Origin of the sequence: Haladaptatus sp. AB618, from assembly GCF_024136965.1 — an archaeon.
Taxonomy (GTDB): Archaea; Halobacteriota; Halobacteria; order Halobacteriales; family Haladaptataceae; genus Haladaptatus.
Genome location: NZ_JAMYJX010000003.1, coordinates 455445 through 473997 on the forward strand (window position 1 = coordinate 455445; position 18553 = coordinate 473997).

General features: G+C 61.3%; 19 protein-coding genes. 9 read left to right on the forward strand and 10 right to left on the reverse strand.

The genetic code is table 11. From position 1 onward, the window contains the following. Nucleotides 1-21 precede the first annotated feature (21 nt). From NKF26_RS12820 to NKF26_RS12850, 7 genes are all read left to right on the forward strand, one after another. Nucleotides 22-1524 carry a metallopeptidase TldD-related protein gene (locus NKF26_RS12820; protein ID WP_253234402.1) on the forward strand — a complete coding sequence of 501 codons (1503 nt, stop codon included), beginning with the start codon at nucleotides 22-24 and terminating at the stop codon, nucleotides 1522-1524. 141 nt (nucleotides 1525-1665) lie between these two features. Continuing rightward, entirely contained in the window at nucleotides 1666-3324 is a 1659-nt protein-coding gene (locus NKF26_RS12825) for an ABC transporter substrate-binding protein (protein ID WP_256487110.1), read from the forward strand. A gap of 33 nt (nucleotides 3325-3357) precedes the next feature. Further along, a complete protein-coding gene (locus tag NKF26_RS12830) occupies nucleotides 3358-4335 on the forward strand; it encodes an ABC transporter permease (protein WP_253234403.1) in 978 nt (325 codons plus the stop codon). Beyond that, on the forward strand, nucleotides 4328-5311 hold the full coding sequence (locus tag NKF26_RS12835; protein WP_253234404.1) for an ABC transporter permease: 984 nt from the start codon (nucleotides 4328-4330) through the stop codon (nucleotides 5309-5311). The genes NKF26_RS12830 and NKF26_RS12835 overlap by 8 nt, the downstream gene beginning before the upstream one ends. Nucleotides 5312-5388: 77 nt before the next feature. Beyond that, nucleotides 5389-6423: an ABC transporter ATP-binding protein gene (locus tag NKF26_RS12840; protein ID WP_253228496.1), complete on the forward strand. Its 1035-nt coding sequence runs from the start codon at nucleotides 5389-5391 to the stop codon at nucleotides 6421-6423. Then, on the forward strand, nucleotides 6416-7510 hold the full coding sequence (locus NKF26_RS12845; protein WP_253234405.1) for an ABC transporter ATP-binding protein: 1095 nt from the start codon (nucleotides 6416-6418) through the stop codon (nucleotides 7508-7510). Before NKF26_RS12840 ends, NKF26_RS12845 begins: the two co-directional genes overlap by 8 nt. A 95-nt stretch (nucleotides 7511-7605) precedes the next feature. Then, nucleotides 7606-8070, forward strand: a complete 465-nt coding sequence (locus tag NKF26_RS12850) for a hypothetical protein (RefSeq protein ID WP_253234406.1) — start codon at nucleotides 7606-7608, stop codon at nucleotides 8068-8070. Here NKF26_RS12850 and NKF26_RS12855 read toward each other — a convergent pair whose 3' ends face one another. Together NKF26_RS12855 and NKF26_RS12860 are read right to left on the reverse strand one after the other, a co-directional pair. Then, the gene (locus tag NKF26_RS12855; RefSeq protein ID WP_253228498.1) at nucleotides 8071-8313 is read right to left on the reverse strand and encodes a hypothetical protein; all 243 of its coding nucleotides are present in this window, start codon (nucleotides 8311-8313) and stop codon (nucleotides 8071-8073) included. A 65-nt stretch (nucleotides 8314-8378) separates the two neighbouring features. Continuing rightward, nucleotides 8379-9446, reverse strand: a complete 1068-nt coding sequence (locus NKF26_RS12860) for a M42 family metallopeptidase (RefSeq protein ID WP_253234407.1) — start codon at nucleotides 9444-9446, stop codon at nucleotides 8379-8381. 255 nt (nucleotides 9447-9701) lie between these two features. Here NKF26_RS12860 and NKF26_RS12865 point away from each other — a divergent pair, with 255 nt between their 5' ends. Together NKF26_RS12865 and NKF26_RS12870 are read left to right on the forward strand one after the other, a co-directional pair. After that, nucleotides 9702-10850, forward strand: a complete 1149-nt coding sequence (locus NKF26_RS12865) for a PKD domain-containing protein (protein ID WP_253228500.1) — start codon at nucleotides 9702-9704, stop codon at nucleotides 10848-10850. 119 nt (nucleotides 10851-10969) lie between these two features. Further along, nucleotides 10970-11653 carry a DUF4352 domain-containing protein gene (locus NKF26_RS12870; RefSeq protein WP_253228501.1) on the forward strand — a complete coding sequence of 228 codons (684 nt, stop codon included), beginning with the start codon at nucleotides 10970-10972 and terminating at the stop codon, nucleotides 11651-11653. A 73-nt stretch (nucleotides 11654-11726) separates the two neighbouring features. Here NKF26_RS12870 and NKF26_RS12875 read toward each other — a convergent pair whose 3' ends face one another. From NKF26_RS12875 to NKF26_RS12910, 8 genes are all read right to left on the reverse strand, one after another. Then, nucleotides 11727-11963 (reverse strand): hypothetical protein, encoded by a 237-nt coding sequence (locus NKF26_RS12875; RefSeq protein WP_253228502.1) that lies wholly within the window; start codon nucleotides 11961-11963, stop codon nucleotides 11727-11729. Between the two features lie 190 nt (nucleotides 11964-12153). Further along, nucleotides 12154-13062, reverse strand: coding sequence for a 1-phosphofructokinase (gene pfkB, locus NKF26_RS12880; RefSeq protein ID WP_253228503.1), 909 nt, complete (start codon nucleotides 13060-13062; stop codon nucleotides 12154-12156). Beyond that, complete coding sequence (gene glpR / locus NKF26_RS12885; protein WP_253234408.1) at nucleotides 13059-13826, reverse strand: HTH-type transcriptional regulator GlpR; 768 nt, start codon at nucleotides 13824-13826, stop codon at nucleotides 13059-13061. The genes pfkB and glpR overlap by 4 nt, the downstream gene beginning before the upstream one ends. Nucleotides 13827-13966: 140 nt before the next feature. Beyond that, entirely contained in the window at nucleotides 13967-14140 is a 174-nt protein-coding gene (locus NKF26_RS12890; protein ID WP_253228505.1) for a hypothetical protein, read from the reverse strand. A 3-nt stretch (nucleotides 14141-14143) separates the two neighbouring features. Beyond that, nucleotides 14144-15265: an ABC transporter ATP-binding protein gene (locus tag NKF26_RS12895; protein WP_253228506.1), complete on the reverse strand. Its 1122-nt coding sequence runs from the start codon at nucleotides 15263-15265 to the stop codon at nucleotides 14144-14146. 48 nt (nucleotides 15266-15313) lie between these two features. Continuing rightward, the gene (locus NKF26_RS12900) at nucleotides 15314-16234 is read right to left on the reverse strand and encodes a carbohydrate ABC transporter permease (protein ID WP_253228507.1); all 921 of its coding nucleotides are present in this window, start codon (nucleotides 16232-16234) and stop codon (nucleotides 15314-15316) included. Then, nucleotides 16231-17160, reverse strand: a complete 930-nt coding sequence (locus tag NKF26_RS12905; protein WP_253228508.1) for a carbohydrate ABC transporter permease — start codon at nucleotides 17158-17160, stop codon at nucleotides 16231-16233. Before NKF26_RS12905 ends, NKF26_RS12900 begins: the two co-directional genes overlap by 4 nt. Before the next feature lie 12 nt (nucleotides 17161-17172). Continuing rightward, nucleotides 17173-18441 (reverse strand): ABC transporter substrate-binding protein, encoded by a 1269-nt coding sequence (locus tag NKF26_RS12910; RefSeq protein WP_253228509.1) that lies wholly within the window; start codon nucleotides 18439-18441, stop codon nucleotides 17173-17175. Nucleotides 18442-18553: the final 112 nt, after the last annotated feature.

The following is an 18553-nucleotide window of genomic DNA, read 5'->3' on the forward strand; positions in this document are numbered from 1 at the left end:
ATTCCGACCAAGTGGACCGTCATGGACGAGACGACGGACGGGACGAACGCCCCGGCGGACGGGCTCGATGCCGCCGAGTGGCTGCTCTCTCGGTTCGAATCCGACGACGAAGTCGCCTTCGCGGAAGTCGGGTGCCTCGACAGGGACCACACGACCGGATCGACGACCCCGTCCGAGGTTCGGTTCGCGGACGACCTCTCGCACGTGGGCGTCTGGTGGCGCGTGTTCGCGGAAGGGAGCGCCGACTACCGATTTACTACCTCGTTTTCCGAATCCCATCTCGAAGACCTCGTTGAACGGTCGATTCGCTCGGCACGGGTGTTGGACCAGAACGATCCGGCACAGTACGACGTCGGGACGGTGCATCGGGCGATCCATCCGGGATGGACGACCGGCGAGTCGCTCTCCGACCGAACGGCCGATGAAAAACTCGCTACCGTCCAGTCCGCCTTTGCGGGGTCACTGGACGGCTTGACGTTCGACCGGGCGGTGACTTCGTACCGCGACGAACGGCTTCGGACGACGCTACTGACGACGACAGGGACGACGGTCCGCACGTCCATCGAGCGAGCGTCGGTCGAAGCGGTCATCACTCCGGCCGGGGCGGAACCGGTACAGCGCCATTTCGGCGCGACCACCGGAGCCACGTTCCTCGATTCGCTTCCCGAGCGATTCGACACCATCGTGTCGACGGCCCGACGACGATCCGAGTGGCCGATGCTCGATCGGGATTTGGCCATCGGAGACCGCGTCGAACTGGTGTTCTCCCCGCGAGCGGCCGCGGAGTTGTTCCACGGGTTCACCCACTATTTGGAGGCGGATTCGGTGTACTTCGGGTCGAGTCCGTACGCCATCGGCGACCGATTCGGGCCGTCGATGCTCGACATCGAGGACTGTGTCCACGCCGGGTCGTGGGGGGCACTGGCGTACGATATCGAGGGGAGACCGGCGATGCCGGTACCGCTGGTGTCCGACGGTATCGTCCGAAACTACCTCCACGATACGGTGTCCGCGCTTGAGGAAGGGACCGTCCCGATGGGGTCGGTCGTCCCGAGCGTCGGGTACGAGCGACCGCCACGAATCCACGCTCGCCACGTGGATGTCGCTCGGGGGAACGATTCCGATGCCTCGTTGCTCGATGGCGCGGACCTGTACATCGAAGCGGTCGAGTCGCCGAGGATCGACAACGAGGCGACGCGGACGAAGCGGGCGAGTTCCATGCCGCCGAGCGTCCCCTACGCCAAGGATATCGCGGCGACGACACCGTCCGAGTTTGCAGACGAAGCGACGAGCCAGACCCTGTCGTTTCCGGTTCGGTTCGGCTACACGATCGACGATGGGGAACGTACGAGAGGAATAACGGACGGACTCGTGACCGTTTCCCCGTCGGACGTTCGCTCGATGTCGGCCATCGGGAACGTGCGTGAAACGGTGACCGGCGTCTGTTCGAAACACCGGTCGATGCTCCCCTATGCCGTTACTTCTCCGGCGGTTCGGGTTTCTGCACGGTTCTCGCACGAATAGCGACGATTGTGTGATGTCCCACAGTATTATTCGATATTGAGAGAATTTTTTCCGGCAATACTATACGATTTGTAATATATTGTTAGTTTTACTTATATAGTAGGGCTTCATGGGAATCTATGTCAAATGCCAATTGATAACATGGGTGTCAACCGACGAGACTTTCTCAAAATGACGACCGCGGCCGGTGCTGGTGGTATGGCTGCCCTCGCCGGTTGTAGTGGTTCGAAAAGCGACGGAAGTGGTGGCGGGTCCGATAATGCGGGGGACAAATTACCGACGTACTCGTACCTCAACAACCCCGCGAACTACAACCCGGCACGCCACGACGCCATCAACCTGGTCGGCGACCAACTCAAAAAGGTAGGGCTGAACACGAACGTGCAGGTGTTCGAATGGGGGACGCTGTACACGAAGATTACGGAGGAGTTCAACTACTCCTTTGCGACGTGGTCGCGTGGTCTCGGAATCGACCCCGGTCGCCGGATGCCGGAGCAGTTCCACTCGTCGAACACGGGGAAGGGCCAGGGCAACTTCACCGGCTACACCAACAAGGACCTCGACCCGAAGCTGATGAAACAGCTTCAGATCAAGGACGAACAGAAGCGTATCGACATGCTGTTCGACATCCAGGAGACCCTCAACGAGGACGTCCCGATGCATCCCATCGTCCAGATGCCGAACATCGTGGCGTACAACTCCGACCAAGTCAGCGGCTGGACCGACCACATCGCCGGGTACTTCCACTTCGAATCGATGACGAGCGTCGAGGTGAACAACAGCAAGAAGGAGCTTCGCGGGTCGTGGGCCGAGACCCTCGGCACCTTGAGCGTCCTCGGATACAACAACGAGACGAAACTCATCCACCAGTTCGAGATGCTGTACGACAAACTCGTGCGTATCAACTCGAAACTGGAAGCCGACCCGGAACTCAGTCTGGCGACCGAGTGGGAGCGTCCGGATACCAAGACGGTGAAGTACAAGATTCGGAAGGGGCACAAATGGCACGACGGGAAGAGCCTGACCCCGGACGACGTGAAGTTCACGCTCGACTACATCAAGAAACACGAAATCCCGCTCTACGCCACGCAGTGGGAGATGTACGACACGGTTTCGGTCGACGGGCAGTGGGTGACGGTGAAGTTCAAGGACCCAGTCGGCCCGGTCCACAAACTGTTCTCCAACCAGATACCCATCATTCCGAAGCACAAGTGGGAGAGTCGGAGCAAACCGGCCAAAGCGACCATCAAGGAACCGGTCGGAAGCGGGCCGCTCCAGTTCGACTACTGGGACAAGGGGAGCGAACTGAGCCTGAAGAAGTTCGACGCCCACTGGCACCCGGTCAAGTTCAACCGCCGTATCTGGCGAATCATCCCGGAGAGTTCGACCGTCTGGTCGCTGCTGAAGAAAGGGACGCTGAACTACCTGCCGTACACCCGTATCGGCAAACAGCTCAACGACAACCAGGACGAATCGAACATCGGCGTGAAATCCGCCCCCGGCGACGGATGGTGGCACTTCAGCCAGAACACGCGAAAGAAGGGACTCGACGACAAGGCCGTCCGACAGGCCGCCGTCAACGCGATTCCGAAGAAGGCCATCAACCAGCAGATACTCTACGGTTTCGCGACGGAAGGGTGGAACCTCGTCGGGGAATCCTTCGGCAAGTTCAGCAACCCGGACGTGAAGAAATACCAACCGGCGGACGGCGTGAAAGCAGGAAAGAAGACCCTCAAAGACGCTGGCTACGTCTTCGACGGAGACGGGATGGCTCACTTCCCGAAATCGAAGTCGGAGTAACCGACGACACAACAGCCACAACACTTCACATAAATGGGAAAATTAGACTTCTTCGTCAGACGCACGGTGCAGTTGGGGATAACGCTCTGGGCAGTCGCAACCGCACTGTTCCTCCTGTTTCGACTCATGCCGGGCGACCCGACATCGTACATCATCTCGCCCGGGATGACGCCGGAGGTGAGACGGCGACTCATCCAGAGTTACGGGTTGAACGACCCGATGTGGATGCAGTACGTTCGATACATCCAGAACCTCGCCACGCTCAACCTCGGTCGTTCGTTCAAGACGCACGAGCGCGTCGTGAACATGCTCGTCACGTATCTCCCGAACACGCTCATCCTGATGCTGACCGCCTTCGTCGTGGCGTACATCATCGGCATCTCGCTGGGAGTGCTCACCGGTTGGTATCGTGGAAGCCGTTTCGAGAAGACGACGGTCGTCACCGCGCTCATCGGACGGAGCGTTCCCAGTTTCTGGATGGGTATCCTCGTCCTCTGGATATTCGGCGCCAAGTTGGGCATCATCCCCATGAGCGGAATGACGAGTTTCGGGTCCGGCCCCAAGCACTTCTGGACGATGGTGTTCTCGCTCGACTTCCTCAAGCACATGGTCGCACCGGTCCTCGTGCTCGCGTTCTACTACATGGGCTACCCGCTGCTCATCATGCGTAACAGCATGCTGGAGACGCTCTCGGAGGACTTCATCGACCTGTGCCGTGCGAAAGGATTGACGGAGCGCAAGATCATGTTCAACCACGCCGCCCGGAACGCCCTGCTTCCCGTCCTGACCGCGGCGGCCATCGCCATCGGCTACGCGGTCGGCGGCAGCGTCCTCATCGAGACGGTGTTCGGTTGGCCGGGCATCGGACGCGAGATGATCCGGGCCGTGCTCCGACGTGACTACCCGGTCGCACAGGGGACGTTCCTCGTCCTCGCGCTCTCGGTCATCGTGATGAACTTCGTCGCCGACCTGCTATACGGCGTTCTCGACCCACGGGTGACCTATGACTGAAGCGATGAACCAAGAGCGGGAGGCGTCGATATTCGCGGATATCGACGAGGAGAGCGAGGAGCAGTTCAGCGCGTGGCAGCGCAATCTCCGCCTCTGGAAGCGGACGATAACCGAGCAGTTCGACATGCTCACCGACGACCCGTTGGTCGTCGTCGCGATGTGTATCCTGGCGTTCTTCGCGCTCGTCGCCGTCTTCGCGCCGTACATCGCGCCGTACGGGCCGAAGGACCGACTGATGACGAACGCCCTCTTCGCCAAGTGGATCAAACCGTCGTTCCTCGGCGGTCAGGGCGGCTACATCCTCGGCACGACCGCACAGGGCTACGACATCTTCAGCCAACTGGTGTACGGGGCACGTCCCGCCATCATGGTCGGTCTGGTGGCCGCCGTGATGACGGTCGGTCTCGGAACGCTCGTCGGACTGGTCAGCGGTTACTACGGCGGCCGCGTCGACGACCTCCTCATGCGCCTCGTGGACTTCGTCTACGGGCTACCGCTCCTCCCGACGGTCATCGTCCTCGTGACGGTGCTCGGGCCGGGACTGGAGAACATCGTCCTCGCGTTCGTGCTCCTGCAGTGGCGCACGTCAGCCCGCGTCATCCGCGCGCTCGTCCTCTCGCTCCGCGAACGCTCGTTCGTCAAGGCGGCGAAGGTCTCCGGCGCGAGCAACTGGCGCATCATCTCGCGACACATCGCGCCGAACGTCCTCCCGATGGCGTTCCTGTACGGTGCCTTCGCCATCGCATGGGCCATCCTCACCGAGGCCGGAGTGTCGTTTTTGGGACTCGGCGATCCGAACAGCGTCTCGTGGGGCATGATGCTCCAGAGCGCCCGCGTCTACAGCGCCATGACCGAAGGGACGTGGTGGTGGTTCGTGCCGCCAGGAGTCTGTATCGCCCTCGTGGTCATCAGCGGCTTCCTCATCGGCCGCGGCTACGAAGAAATCGTCAATCCGGAACTACAGGTGGAAGGATGAACGTATTCGAACGATTCACGCACGCACGATTCACGCACATGGGATTCATGTACTCGGACGAAACGGAGGCCCGCTGAATGGCACTGCTCGAAGTCGAAGACCTCGAAGTCTACTACGACAGCGAGGACGGTCCCGTCAAAGCCGTCGACGGCGTCAGTTTCGAGATCGAAGCCGGTGAGACCGTCGGCATCGTCGGCGAATCCGGCTGTGGCAAATCGACGCTCGCGAAGGCGCTCATCGGAATCCTTCCGAAGAACGGCTACATCAACGGCGGGAAAATCCTGTTCAAGGGTGAAGACCTGACCGATATGCCCGAAAAGCGACGTCGGGAACTCCGCTGGGACGAGATTTCGCTCATCGCCCAGTCGGCGATGAACGCGCTCGACCCCGTCTACACCATCCGCGAGCAGATTCTGGAAGCCATCGACGCCCACTACCCGAAGATGGGTCGGACCGAGGCCCAGGAGATAATCGACGAATCGTTCGACATCGTCGGATTGGACCGCGAACGCCAGACCGACTACCCGCATCAGTTTTCGGGCGGGATGCGCCAGCGGGCGATGATCGCCATGTCGCTCGTGCTCCAACCGTCGCTCATCCTCGCGGACGAACCGACGACGGCGCTCGACGTGATAATGCAGGATCAGATCCTCAAGCGAATCAACGGGATTCAGCGCGAGAGCGACACCGCGATGATGGTCATCACGCACGACGTGGCCGTCGTCGCCGAGACCTGCGACCGCGTCGTCGTCATGTACGCGGGCGAACTCGCGGAGGAAGGCCCGGCCGAGTTCATCTTCGGCGAACCGTACCACCCGTACACGCTCGGACTGAAGAGCGCGTTTCCGGACATTCGGCTGTCGGAACAGGACCTCGTGAGCATCGGCGGCCATCCACCGGATTTGAGCAACCCACCGAGCGGTTGTCGGTTCGCGGAGCGCTGTCCGCTGGCGACCGAAATCTGCACCCAGCAGGATCCGCCGATGGTCGAACACGGCGAACTACGATCGTTCTGTCACCACACCGACCGCATCGACTCGGAACTGCGTTCCGTCGCCAGCAGCGCACGGACGTGGCAGAACGACGCGTCGATGGAGGTGGGCGATGACTGACACCGAGCAGGAGACGCTCGTTCGCGTCGAAGGGCTCGAAAAGGAGTTCCCGGTCGGGAGCGGTCTCGTGACGGACCTGTTGAACTCCATCCGCGGCGAAGAGGGCGATGCGGTGCACGCCATCGACGGCATCGATTTCGACCTCCGCGAGGGCGAGACGTTCGGTATCGCGGGCGAATCCGGCTGTGGGAAGACTACGACCGGGATGTGCCTGACGAAGCTGTACGAACCGACGGGCGGGAGCATCTACTACGACGGCGAGGACATCGCGGACAAGAGCGGGTCGGACCTCACGAACTTCCGGCAGAACGCCCAGATGATCTTTCAGGACCCGTTCGAGAGCCTGAATCCGCGCATGACGGTGTACGACACGGTGGTCGAACCGCTCCGGATTCACGATATCCCGAACCAGCGCGCTCGGGTCCGTCGGGCACTCGAATTCGCGGAACTGGTACCCGCCGAATCGTTCTTCGACCGCTACCCGCACGAACTGTCCGGCGGGCAACGACAACGTCTCGCCATCGCTCGGGCGCTGGTCATCGACCCGGAGTTCATCGTCGCGGACGAACCGGTGTCGATGCTCGACGTGAGCCTGCGAGCGGGCGTGCTCTCCCTGCTGGAGCGCATGACCGACGAATTCGGTCTCTCCGTGGTGTACATCAGCCACGACCTCTCGCTCCTGCGCCACATGTGCGACCGACTCGCCATCATGTACATGGGGAAAATCGTGGAGCAGGGACCCACCGAGGAGATAATCACGAACCCCAAACATCCCTACACGCGGGCGCTCATCGACGCCGTTCCGGTCCCCGACCCTACGGCAGGCAGGGAGCGCGTCGAACTGCAGGGCGAGGTCGGCGACGCCATCAACGTCCCGTCCGGTTGCCGGTTCAAGAATCGTTGTGAGAAGTACATCGGCGGCGTTTGCGATGCGGTACAACCGCCGCTCGAACGGAAATCCGACGTCGAGGACGAACGTGAAGTCGCGTGCCACCTCTACGAGAGCGCGGAAGGCTTCGACCCGTACGCGGGGATAGAGGACGAACGCGAGGACGCCGCCGAACCGGTGGAGTCGTCCGCCGACTGATTCGGGGTCGGATCCTTTTACACATCGAACCGGCCGAAGCGTACAGTACGGCGGCCGTCGTGTGCTGAACGGTCGGGGAACCGACGTGATTCAGCATGTCCGAGGATGGGGAACGGGAGAAATCGGAATCGAACGACGGACGACACGAGCGCCAGTTTCATTTCGGCGGGTTGACGGTCGAACTCTCCGGGGTGTCAGCCGACATCGAGGAGGCGAAGGTCGGGCTGGAACCGATAGAACTGGATTCCTCGACTGCCGAATCAGGGGATGGGAGTTCGGAGCGGGACGAGCGGCGGAACCGGCGCTCGACCGGTCGGTCGAACGCGGGATACGGCGCGCGACTGGGGGCGTTTCTCGGCCGCGAAATCGGGTTGTTCCTCGGGCGAATCCTCGACCGCGGCGTGCGTGTCCTGTGGAATCGGTTCCGAGCGCGTCGAGGGAAGAACGGCACGGAAGGGAGATCAGCCGAAACGGAGGGGTCGACGGACGACTCGGCGGAGTTCGACGGCGAACTGCTCGCTCGGCTTGCACGCGTGACGAACCGCGACGGGATGGAATAACTACTGGCGGCGCTTTCGCCGGTTTTCCTCCGCCTCGGCTTCGAACCGCTCGGCGCGAATCTGGTCGGTTCGTTTCCGTCGCCACTCCCAGATTCCGGCCACGATGACGACGATTCCTACTGCTGCACCCTGTACGGGCGACCCTTGAATCCAGAGGAACACGAAGACGACGACCGCGAAGAGTATCGAGATACCGAGGGTTATCTTCGCCCACCCGCGCTGTGGCCCTCGGAAACGGCGCATACTCCCCCCGTCGGATGGGAGGGACGTGAACGTTACGGGAACCGAGCGGCGGGCGGCGAATGGAGTTACCGCGGGCGGCGAATCTCGTCCCGACTCGGGAACTCCCGCTCCAGCGCGGACAACAGCACGTCCGCGGTTTCGTCCGCGTCCTGCATGGAGATTGTCTCGACTGGGGAGTGAGTGTAGCGGCAGGGAACCGCGATTGCCCCGGCGTGGCGGCCGCCGCGGACCTGTTGGAGTTCGGTCGCGTCGGTCGTGCCGGTCAGCATCACGTCGTGTTGCACGTCCACGTCGACCGCGTCCGCCGCCTCGCAGAGCCACGTTCTCGTCTGGCGGTCCACGATGACGCCGCCGAAGAAGTACTCGGAAGACCCGTCCCCGAACTCGACGACCGGACCGCCGTCCAGCGTCGCCTCCGCGCCGTCCGTTCGCCCGGCGGGGTAGTCGTCAACCGGGAAGATTTCGAGCGCGATGCCGACGTCCGGGTCGAGGTCGTAGCCCGCCGTTCTCGCGCCGCGGAGACCGACTTCCTCCTGTACCGTGGCGACGTAGTGAACCGTCGCGTCCAAGTCCGCCTCGCGGGCGAGTGCGAGCAGGATGGCGAGCGCTATCCTGTCGTCCAGTGCCCGCCCGGCGACGCGGTCGTTTGCGAGGCGGGAAACGTCGCCGTCCCACGTCGCGTAATCGCCGGGTTCGACGTTCAGGTCGGCGACTTCTTCGGGGGAGATGGCACCGACGTCGATTCGGAGGTCGTTCGGGAGGGAGTCTTTCTCCTCGTCGCTCATGTAGTGGCGACAGCGCGGGCCGATGACGCCGAGGACTCCATCCGGGCCGACGCGGACGCGTTGGCCCGACAGGTTGCCCTTGTAGTGACCGCCCAGCATGTGGAAGGTGAGAAAGCCATCGTCGTCCACCGTGTCGATCAGGAAGCCGAGTTCGTCGGTGTGGGCCGCGAGCATTATCTCGAAATCGCTTCCCTCGCTCGTGGCGACGACGTTCCCCATCGCGTCGAACGAAACGGTGTCAACGTGCGGTTCTATCAGTTCGGCAAAACGGTCGGCGACGGCGTATTCGTTCCCCGGTGCACCGGGGGCATCGACCAGCGCTTCGAGGTCCTCGAACGAAACGTGCATGCTGGTATCGGGTGTGTACGGAGGATAACCGTTCGGGTCGAAGCAATCCGAACCGTCGGTCGTCCCGTTTCGGTTCCGGCAAACCACTCGCATTTCTCGACATGTTCTGTTTATGATTCTCTGTTCATTTCCCAAATCTAAGAGGATGAAGAGTAATTTTCCGTATATAATTCCATAATTATGAATCTCTACCATCTATTTTTGAACAAAACCCAAACAACGATAACCCCGCACTACGACCCACGATTGGGTAGTATGACCTCAACACGACGCACGTTTCTGACAGCGGCAGGTTGCGCGGGACTCCTCGGACTCGGTGTTGCCGGGACGAGCGGAAAGAGCGAAGCGGACGTTTCGCGTGACTCGTTCACCATTCGGAGCGGGACCGACCAAGCGACGAAAGTGTACGTAACGACCGCCAACCAGTCCGGACCGACGGTGATGGTCACTGGTGGAATGCACGGCAACGAGGAAGGTGGCTACACGGCCGCCGGAAAAATCGCCGATTGGGACATCAGTCGCGGTAGGCTCGTGACGATTCCGAGGGCGAACGCCGCGGCCGACAGGCAGGATTCGCGTGTCGCGGACGGCGGCGTCGATCTGAACCGCCAGTTCCCGACAGGGAGCGAACCGGAGACGAAACTCGCTCGCGCCATCTGGGACGTCGTCGAGAAGTACGAGCCCGATACCGTCATCGACCTCCACGAATCGCAGGAAATCTACGACGGCGATATGGTCGGCGGCGTCGGCCAAGTGATTTTCCGCTCGCGGGACAAGAAAACGGAGAACGATGCCACCGCGGCGGCCGATTACGTGAACGAGAACTACGTCTCGCGTGACGGCTACGACTTCACCGTCGACGTGTTCTCCTCGTCCTCCAACGAGCCGACGGGTCTGTTCACGCACAAGGCAGCACGCGACACCGATGCTATCGCATATCTCGTCGAAGCGACTTCGGAGGACACGCCCCTCGACAAACGCGTTCAATGGCACACCAAAGTCGTCCAGCAGCTCGTCGAGGACGACATACTCACCGGCGGTAGCGGCGGCGATGGCGGCGACGGTAACGATGGCGGCGACGGTAACGATGGCGGCGACGGTGGAGACGGGAACAACGGCGACGAACAGAACAAACCACCGGTCGCACGGATCGAAACCACGCCGTCGGACACCACCGGACTCGGCCGGGGTGCCACGGTCACGCTCGACGCGTCCGCCTCCACGGACGACGACGGCGACATCAGCGAGTACATGTGGGACATCGACGGCGACGGGACGTTCGAGAAGAGCGGCGAATCGATCCAGATGACCCTCTCGAACTGTGGCCGCTACCAAGTCACCCTCCAGGTCACCGACGACAAGGGTTCGACGGACACCGACACCGTGGTCCTCTCGACGGTCTAATCGGACCGCGAGAACGACAGTATTGCCGATATTTTCAAATTTTTCATCACTAACGACGTTGATTGGTATATATTTGGCCAATAGTGAGATATACCCCGGGTTGTAACCGGCGAGACGCAATGAAACGACGCACGTTCATCGCCGGTGTCGGAACCACGAGCACGCTCTTCCTCGCGGGGTGTAACTCCAATGGGGACGACTCCGGACCCTCCACCGAAACGTCGTCGGGCGAAACGACGACCGGAACAGGGGGGACCACGAGTGGTACAGGGTCGACGAGTACGACGAGCGACGCGGACGAAACGACGAGCGAAACCACCACGGACTCCGAGACGACGACCGACGACGAGACGACGACCGATTCCTCGGGAACCACGACGTCGGAATCGAAGACCGTCTCGTTCGGCGAACACACGACCGTCGCCGACGACCTCAGCGTCGCCGTGACGGAAGCCGATACGTCCGACTCCTACTCGCATAACGGAACGACCGACGAGGCGGACGACGGTTCGACCTACCTCCTTGTCACCTTCGAGACGAAAAACACCGGTGGGTCGTCTCAATCGCTCCCCGACGACGCATCGCTCTCGCTTCACGCCAACGGGAACGAGTACAGCATGACCGACTCGGCGAAGAGCGCGTGGAAGGAGTACGTCTCGTCCGACGTGAACGGCAACGGATCGTCGTCGAAGACCGTCGCCTTCGACGTACCGAAGGACGCCCTCGCTTCCCTCGGCGTGACGGTCACGCTGTCGTACACTGATTCCGGGTCGAAGAAACTGATCCGGTGGAGCATGGAGTAACCCCGAACGCTCCGTTTCTCGTCGCTGTCGGTGGGTCCTCCGAAAAGTGAGAAGATCGAAAGGGGTCGTATCGCTATTCGTCCGAGCTAAAGCCGAGTTCGTGAAGAGTTTCCTTGGAGACACCCGCATCGAGAATCCGCCGATAGAAAGCCCGTCGCTCGGTATCGGAGAGATCAAGAGATGTCCCGGTGCCGGAAGCGTCATCCGTGGAACGGCCACTCTGGGCCGTCTCGTAGGCGTCACGGATGAGTTCGGCTTCTAGTTTCGGGACCGATTGGGGAATCTCCGGTGAGTTTCTGATTCCTGACATCGTTTCCCGCCACTCACAGGAGGGTGTTAAAGTTATTTTAGACCAACAGATCTGTTTTTTCCCAGTCCAACGTTCCTCTTTGGTGGTACGTTCGACTGGGTAAGCGTAGGGTTGTCAGGGGGTTCTACTTTCGGTATCGAGAAAAACAACGAAACGACAACGAGGCTGAAAATACGCCGTCGGCCGCCGTTCAATCCACGAGCAGCGGTATCTCGGTGGCTTCCGTCCGAACCTCGTCCATGTCGGGGACGGTGGTTCCGGGGACCGTCACGACGCGGGACGCGACGGTGATTCCGACGCGGAGCGCGATACGGTCGGATTGGCCGCGAGCGAGCGTCGAGAGGACGCCAGCGAGCAGACCGTCCCCGGCACCGACCGAATCGACCACGTCCACGTCGAGTGGCTTCGCGTGGAAGACGCCCTCGTCGGAGGTGAGAAGCGCACCGTCGTCCCCGAGCGAGGTGATGACGCGGTCGAATCCCTTCTCCCGAAGCGCGTGGGAGGCTTCGGCGCACTCCTCGATACTGTGGACCGGCATACCGGTCGCGCTCGCCAGTTCGCTCCGGTTAGGTTTGCAGAGCGCGTAGTCGCCCGCAACGCCGGTCAGGAGGTCGCCCTGCACGTCCACGACGGTCTCCCACGGCCCTGCCCCTGCGATACGGTCGATGGTCGCCGGACCGAGGTTCGGCGGGAGGCTCCCGGCGATGACGACGATTTCGGGTTCGTACTCGCGCACCTTGGCGATAAGTTCGCGGACGGTTTCGTCCTTGACTCCCTGGCCGGACTGATTGAGTTTGTACTCGCCGTCCTCGCCCAGAATCGTGGTGTTAAGCCGGGTGCACACGTCCATCTCCACGAAGTCGTTCGGCACCTTTCCACGGGTGAGTTGCTCCTCGATGTAGCGACCGAGGAAGCCGCCGACGAAGCCCGTTGCGAGCGTGTCGACCTCCAACCTGGAGAGGTATTTCGAGACGTTGATGCCCTTGCCGCCGGGGTCGTACTGGGTCATGCTCGACCGCATGACGCCACCCGGTTCGACGTCCGAATCGACGGAAACGGTGTAATCGACGGCCGGGTTGAGCGTGACGGTCAGGATCATTCCCCCACCTCCTCGATGATTTCGACGCCCATCGTCTCGAACGGTTCGCGGTACTCCGCCGGAACGGGGGCGTCGGTGACGAGCGTATCCACGTCCTCGAACGAGGCGAAGCGGAAGAAGCTTCGGCGGCCGAACTTGCTGTTGTCCGCGACGAGCACGACGCGACTCGCCTTCTCACACATTCGGGATTTAATGCGCGCTTCGTCCTCGTTCGGCGTCGTCAACCCGGCATCCGGGTGAATCCCGTTCGTTCCCAGAAACAGCACGTCGAAGTTGGTCCGGTCGAGAAAGCTCTCGCCGGTCGGTCCGACGAGCGACCACGTGGAGCGCCGAAGCGTCCCGCCGGTGACCTTCACCTCGATACCCGCCTCGGCGAGTTGCATCGACACGAGTGGCGAGTTGGTCGCGGCGGTGATGGTCACGTCGTCGGGGACGTGTTTGGCGACTTCGATGGTCGTCGTTCCCGAATCGAAGAAGACGACCTGCCCGTCTTGGAGGGTTTCGGCGGCGCGTTCTCCGATGATCCGTTTCGCGTCCCGCCCTTGGACCTGCTTCTGTCCGTAGGTTCGCTCCTCGCCGACGGTTTTGACGGGGAGCGCGCCGCCGTGTGACCGCTCGACGCGCCCGTCGTCCTCCAGGTCGCGGAGGTCTCGTCGGATGGTCGCCTCCGAAACGTCGAGCCGACCCGCGAGGTCGGCGACGGTACTGCCGTTCTCTTCGGTGACTATCTCGGCTATCTCTCGTTTCCGTTCGTCAGGCAACATATGTTCGTATCATACCGACTCGACCGTGAGCCGGGAGCGTCTCGTTCGTCTCTCCTGTAGGCAATTCTACCCAATAACGTCTCTGGTGTGGGAGGGCGAGGTCGGTTCGAATGCGGGGAGTGGGGCGGTTCGGCATCATCTCAGCCGGTGAAGACGAGAAACAGCAACGCGATACCCGCCCCCACGGTCGCGACGATGGTCCCGCCGTACGAGCCGACGAGATAGTTGTACGCCGCGATGAGGGCCAACAGACAGCAAGCGGACACCAGCAGGATGTCCCGCTCGGGCACCCACGACGTGATCGTTTGTGCCATCGGTCAGTGCGTCGCCTCCACCCGCTTCGATTCCTTGGACGGGGAGTACGTCAGTGATTCACCGCTGCTGGCGTCGAAGTAGTGGAGCGACCGTCGGTCGAATTCGACGTTGACGCGGTCGTTGAGTTCGACCGGAACGCTCGGTTCCACGGACGCCTTGATGGTGATGTCGTCGCCGAGGTCGAGTTCGAGGACGGTCTTCTCACCCTGCGGTTCGACGACTTCCACGAGTGCGGGAAGGCCGTCCGGTCGGAGCGTGACGTTCTCCGGGCGGACACCGACGACGATTTCCTCGCCGAACTTGTCGTCGAGCGCGTCTCGATAGGATTCGGGCACCTCGTGTTGGAACGGTCCGACGTCCACGACGGGCGTTCCGTCGCGGTTGGTCAGCGTCCCCTCCACGAAGTTCATCGACGGGCTTCCGAGGAAGTCGGCGACGAACTGGTTCCGTGGATGCGTGTAGACGTACGTCGGGTCGCCCACCTGTTGAATCTCGCCGTCGTTCATCACGGCGATCTGGTCGGCGAGCGTCATCGCCTCGATCTGGTCGTGGGTGACGTACACCGTCGTCGTGGACAACTGCTCGTGCAGCTTGTTGAGTTCGGCGCGCATCTGCACCCGCAGTTTGGCGTCCAGGTTCGACAGCGGTTCGTCCATCAGGAACACGTCGGGTTCCCGGACGATGGCGCGGCCGAGCGCGACGCGCTGTTGTTGCCCGCCGGAGAGCTCCGCCGGACGTCGGTCGAGCAGGTCGTCGATCTGGAGGAGGTCCGCGGCGTCGGACACGCGTTCTTCGATGATGTCGTCGTCCACGCCGTGCTGTTCCAGCCCGAATCGCATGTTCTCGCCGACCGTCTTGTGCGGGTAGAGCGCGTAGTTCTGGAACACCATCGCGATGTCCCGCTCGTAGGCGCGGTGGTCGTTGACCATCGTGTCGCCGATGTGAATCTCGCCGTCGGTCGCGCGTTCGAGTCCGGCGATGAGCCGAAGGGTCGTTGTCTTCCCACACCCGGACGGACCGACGAATACCGTGAAGGACTCGTCGGGGATGTCGAGCGAGATTCCGTCGACCGCGACCACTTCGCCGAACCGTTTTTCGAGCGTGTCGAGCGTTACTTCAGCCATCGATACCACCGTCGTTTGGATTGAATCGCATTTGTAGATCTGTTTTCGTCATTCTTTCACTGCTCCTTGCGTGAGACCGCTGACGATGTAGCGCTGGAAGAACAGGCCGAACAGGATGCCCGGCAGAGCCGCAATCATGCCACCGGCAGCGAGGTGTGCCCAGTCGATGAAGTCGTCGGCGACGAACAGGGAGACGCCGATTGGCAGCGTCTGTGCGACGTTCGAGGACGTGAGAACGAGCGCGAAGACGAACTCGTTCCACGAGAAGATGAAGGCCAGAATGGCCGTCGCCGCGATGCCCGGTTTCGCCACCGGGAGGATGATTTTGAAGAAGCCCTCCCACGTCGAACAGCCGTCGACTTGAGCCTGCTCGTCCAACGAGTTCGGGACGCCGTCGAAGTAGTTCTTCATGATCCACACCGCAAAGGGCAGGTTGAAGAACGTGTACGTCAGGATGAGCGCGATCTTCGTGTCGTACAGGCTTCCCGTGACCGCGCCGATGAGCGGCGGGTGCGACATGATCTCGAAGAACGGAACGATGAGCGCGATGGGCGGGATCATCCGCGCGGCGATGATGGACAGCAACAGCGCCTTGTTGCCGAGGAAGTCGTATCGGGAGAACGTGTATCCCGATAGCGTTCCCAGCGTGACACAGATTATCGTCGTTGTTCCGGCGACGATGAGGCTGTTCAGCGTGTACGTGCCGAACGGGCGGTTCTGGAAGATTTCGACGTAGTTCGAAATCGTCGGGTGGTGCGGGTAGAACGTGATGGGGAACGACAGCGTCTCGGACGGTGCCTTCAAACTCGTGATGAGGATGTAGTAGATCGGGAACCACACCACCACGACGTAGAGACCGAGCAGTCCGTAGGCGACCAGTCGCTCGCGGATCACGCTTGGCCACTCGTCTTCCGCGTTCAAGTTCAATCCGCGCCGCAGTCGGCTCATCGTGTCTGTTTTCGTACTCATGTTTCGTAGGGGGTCCCTCCGAAGACCTGATAGAGAACCGCAACGATGGCGAACGTCGTAGCGAGCATGACGACGCCGAGGGCGGCACCTTCGCCGGTGTCACCGAACACCATCGCGGTGCGGTAGAGCCACGAAGCCCACACTTCGGTTGACTTCCCGGGACCGCCGTGGGTCATCACCCAGACGAGGTCGAGCGCCCGGATGTCGAAGATGATCCGGATGGTGAGCGCGACCAGGATCGACGGTTTGAGGAACGGGTAGGTGACGTTCCGGAACCGCGACCATCGACTCGCGCCGTCCACCTCGGCCGCATCGTACAACTGCTCGGGAACGTTCTGGAGTCCCGCGAGGAGGATGATGATGATGAAGGGCGTGAACACCCACACGTCGGCGATGATGAGTGCGATCATCGCGAGGGTTCCGTCCGAGAGGAACGGGATCTGTTTCGATATGACGCCGCCGCCGACGAGGACGCCGTTAATCGCACCGTACTGCGTCTGGAACATCCAACGCCACATCAGACCGCTCATCACGTACGGCAGGATCCACGGCACGATGACTGCCGTCCGGATCCAGCCACGTCCCTTCAGATCCTTGTTGAGCAGCATCGCGATGCCGAGTCCCAACAGGAACGAGATGGTGACGCTGAAGCCGACGTAGATGACGGTGTGTTTCGTGAACCGGACGATGTCGGGGTTGACCGTCCCGAACCAGTGGCCGTGCTCGAACAGAAGCGAGGCGAAGTTGTCCAGTCCGACGAACTGTTTTTGCTGTGTGATCGGGTTCGTATAGAACAGACTCGACCACAGGAGTTGGAGCGTCGGATAGAGGATGATGCCGGCTATCCAGATGACCGTCGGTCCCACCGTGAGCGGGATGAACAGCCTATCGAGCCGTCGCCGAAGCGAGCGTGTATTCTCTGCCATATATGCGTGACTCTACAGAATCTTGTTCTTCTTGTACAGCGACTTGATGTCCTGTTGGGCAGAGGTGAGCGCGTCGTGAGCGTCCTTCTTGCCGAGGAAGACGGGCGTGATGTTGGACGAGAGGATGTCGTCGACCTGCGGTTGCAGGCGGTAAATCTCGCTCGTCGCGTGCTTGAGGTTGTACTTCATGTTGTCGCGCAACTCCTTCGGATACTTCTTTTTCACCTCGTCGGAGTCGTACACCGACGGCATGACCGCCGGGTTCCCCTCGACCACCATGTCGGTCTTGCACGATTCCTCCTCGCTCATGAACTCCGCGAACTTCTTCGCGGCCTTCTTGCGCTTCGAGAACGCCGAGACGCCGACAGCGTTCGAATCCTGGAACGTCGCACGCGACGCGGGCCCTTTCGGCGGTTTGGCGATGCCGAGACGGTCCTTCTTCCAGTCCTCGTCGAGCGCACGGGAACCGAGTGGCGTCCATCCCTCGACGGTGGCGAACTTGCCGCCGATGAAGGCGTCGCCGACGTTCCCCTCGTTCATGCTCTGGACGCCGCTCGGGAGGAGCCCCTTCTTTCGAAGCGGCGTCAGGAACTCGTCGAAGACCTTCACGCCTTTGTCCGCGAAGACGGGTTCGTGTTTGTCGTTGAACACCTGGCCGCCCGCCTGCCAGAGGAACTGTTTGAACATGAAAACGTCCTTGTTCGCCCACGTGAACCCGAACGCCGACCGGTCGTTGCCGACCTTGTCGCCGAGTTTGAGAACGTCATCCCACGTGTCCGGCGGCGAGGAGATTCCCTGCTTCTCGAAGTACTGCTTGTCGTAGAGGAAGTTGCCCCATTTGCCCAGTTGCGGGGCCATGTACGGCTTCCCGTCGAACATGACGAGTTCCTTGAGATTGTCGGGGAACTTGTTCAGGTGTTTCTTCGTGAGCGGAAGCGGTTCTACCCAATCGGCCGCGACGAAGTCGGCGAGCCACCACGTCGGCCCGTTGAAGGCGTCCACTTTGCTGCTCTCGTTTCGCCACTGCGTAATGAGCGTCGTCTTCAGGTTGCTCCATGGAACCTCGTTGACCTCGACTTCGATGCCGGTTTTCTTCTCGAACCGGTCGATGTTCTTCTTGGTTCCGGGGTCGTCCTTGAGACTCCCCGCGTTGAAGAATTTGATCTTATCGGCCATCTCGCCGCTGCCTCCGTTTTTGCCTCCGTTGTCGCTCTTACTCGAAGAGGTACAACCGGCGAGCGCAGTGGACCCTGCGATACCGAGTGCCCCTGTCGTTTGCATAAATCGACGCCGTGTATGGTTGTGTTCATCACCCATGACATCCATAACCAAAACAAACGACCATAATAAATGTTCTGCAAAAACGTTCAAACTCGTTCAAACTCGTTCACTC

Bases quoted from the DNA above. Each gene is read 5' to 3' on its own strand.
- NKF26_RS12820 (WP_253234402.1), top strand. From the start codon at position 22: ATGGACGAGACGACGGACGGGACGAACGCCCCGGCGGACGGGCTCGAT.
- NKF26_RS12825 (WP_256487110.1), top strand. From the start codon at position 1,666: ATGGGTGTCAACCGACGAGACTTTCTCAAAATGACGACCGCGGCCGGT.
- NKF26_RS12830 (WP_253234403.1), top strand. From the start codon at position 3,358: ATGGGAAAATTAGACTTCTTCGTCAGACGCACGGTGCAGTTGGGGATA.
- NKF26_RS12835 (WP_253234404.1), top strand. From the start codon at position 4,328: ATGACTGAAGCGATGAACCAAGAGCGGGAGGCGTCGATATTCGCGGAT.
- NKF26_RS12840 (WP_253228496.1), top strand. From the start codon at position 5,389: ATGGCACTGCTCGAAGTCGAAGACCTCGAAGTCTACTACGACAGCGAG.
- NKF26_RS12845 (WP_253234405.1), top strand. From the start codon at position 6,416: ATGACTGACACCGAGCAGGAGACGCTCGTTCGCGTCGAAGGGCTCGAA.
- NKF26_RS12850 (WP_253234406.1), top strand. From the start codon at position 7,606: ATGTCCGAGGATGGGGAACGGGAGAAATCGGAATCGAACGACGGACGA.
- NKF26_RS12855 (WP_253228498.1), bottom strand. From the start codon at position 8,313: ATGCGCCGTTTCCGAGGGCCACAGCGCGGGTGGGCGAAGATAACCCTC.
- NKF26_RS12860 (WP_253234407.1), bottom strand. From the start codon at position 9,446: ATGCACGTTTCGTTCGAGGACCTCGAAGCGCTGGTCGATGCCCCCGGT.
- NKF26_RS12865 (WP_253228500.1), top strand. From the start codon at position 9,702: ATGACCTCAACACGACGCACGTTTCTGACAGCGGCAGGTTGCGCGGGA.
- NKF26_RS12870 (WP_253228501.1), top strand. From the start codon at position 10,970: ATGAAACGACGCACGTTCATCGCCGGTGTCGGAACCACGAGCACGCTC.
- NKF26_RS12875 (WP_253228502.1), bottom strand. From the start codon at position 11,963: ATGTCAGGAATCAGAAACTCACCGGAGATTCCCCAATCGGTCCCGAAA.
- pfkB (WP_253228503.1), bottom strand. From the start codon at position 13,062: ATGATCCTGACCGTCACGCTCAACCCGGCCGTCGATTACACCGTTTCC.
- glpR (WP_253234408.1), bottom strand. From the start codon at position 13,826: ATGTTGCCTGACGAACGGAAACGAGAGATAGCCGAGATAGTCACCGAA.
- NKF26_RS12890 (WP_253228505.1), bottom strand. From the start codon at position 14,140: ATGGCACAAACGATCACGTCGTGGGTGCCCGAGCGGGACATCCTGCTG.
- NKF26_RS12895 (WP_253228506.1), bottom strand. From the start codon at position 15,265: ATGGCTGAAGTAACGCTCGACACGCTCGAAAAACGGTTCGGCGAAGTG.
- NKF26_RS12900 (WP_253228507.1), bottom strand. From the start codon at position 16,234: ATGAGTACGAAAACAGACACGATGAGCCGACTGCGGCGCGGATTGAAC.
- NKF26_RS12905 (WP_253228508.1), bottom strand. From the start codon at position 17,160: ATGGCAGAGAATACACGCTCGCTTCGGCGACGGCTCGATAGGCTGTTC.
- NKF26_RS12910 (WP_253228509.1), bottom strand. From the start codon at position 18,441: ATGCAAACGACAGGGGCACTCGGTATCGCAGGGTCCACTGCGCTCGCC.